Below are 989 nucleotides of genomic sequence, written 5' to 3'. Positions count from 1 at the left end.
CGGCGCAGGTCGGGGTGGGGATCGATCGGTCGGGCCGCTCGACGGCGCTACAGGCGACCGCGCAAGGCAGTGTCGTCTTGCTCGGCGGAGGCGTCTATGCGGCACCGACAATCAGCGACGGGTTCGCGCTGATCGACACGCAAGGGTTTTCGAATGTCGCGGTCATGGTCAACAACCGTCCCGCAGGGCACACCGGTCGGAACGGCAAGCTGTTGGTGCCTGGGCTGGTCTCCTATCAGCCCAACGCCATCTCAATCGATCCCGGCGACCTTCCCCTCGATACGCATTGGGACAGGCTCGACACGGAGGTTGCCCCCAATGCACGGTCGGGAGTGGTGGCGCGGTTCGGAATTCGACGGCAGCATGAATTGTTGCTTACGCTCCGGCTGGAGAGTGGCGCGTTTGTCCCGCCGGGCGCGAAGATCGTCGTGGACGACGGCGCGGTGGCGACGACAAGCGGATTCGATGGCCAAGTGTATTTCCCCGATCTCCCCGGGCAGCACAGGCTTACCGCGACCCTGCCTGATGACACGCGCTGCGACGCGAGCTTTCCGCCCTCCGGCGGAGACGACCTTGGGGGCGAAGTCGGCGTCCTATGTCGGCGCAGTCCGACGACGCCATAATATATCAGACCACGTTGAAACAAAATTTCGTAAAAACACGCTTTAACAATACATTAATAACTAAGAAGTAGAAGTTGGGTATAAACCAATGGAATAAAAGGATACATAATGAAACAAAACGTAACATTACGCGTCCGGCATGCTGTGGCCATGATGTCGGTCCTGTCAACTCTGGGCATAGCAGGCGAAGTACAGGCTGCGACCAGCAATTCGTCGATGGCGGTCTCGGCGAACGTACAGGCCACCTGCGCGATCGCTGCAAACCCGCTCGCCTTCGGCACCTATTCATCGACTCAATTGGATGCGGCTACAACTATCGGCGTCAACTGCACCAACACTACGACCTACAGTGTGTCGCTCGACACC

General features: G+C 59.2%; 2 protein-coding genes. Both read left to right on the top strand.

Annotated features, from left to right (window positions below; genetic code table 11):
* Positions 1-623: fimbria/pilus outer membrane usher protein (locus QBJ92_RS20560; RefSeq protein WP_277971548.1), on the top strand; the 623-nt coding region annotated here is incomplete at its 5' end.
* A 108-nt stretch (positions 624-731) separates the two neighbouring features.
* Positions 732-989, top strand: a 258-nt coding sequence (locus QBJ92_RS20555) for a spore coat protein U domain-containing protein (RefSeq protein WP_277971547.1), incomplete at its 3' end; no start/stop codon positions are given.

It is taken from the genome of Sphingomonas echinoides, from assembly GCF_029623395.1.
In the GTDB taxonomy this organism is placed as follows: Bacteria; Pseudomonadota; Alphaproteobacteria; order Sphingomonadales; family Sphingomonadaceae; genus Sphingomonas; species Sphingomonas echinoides_A.
This window is presented reverse-complemented; position numbering and strand designations above follow the sequence as displayed.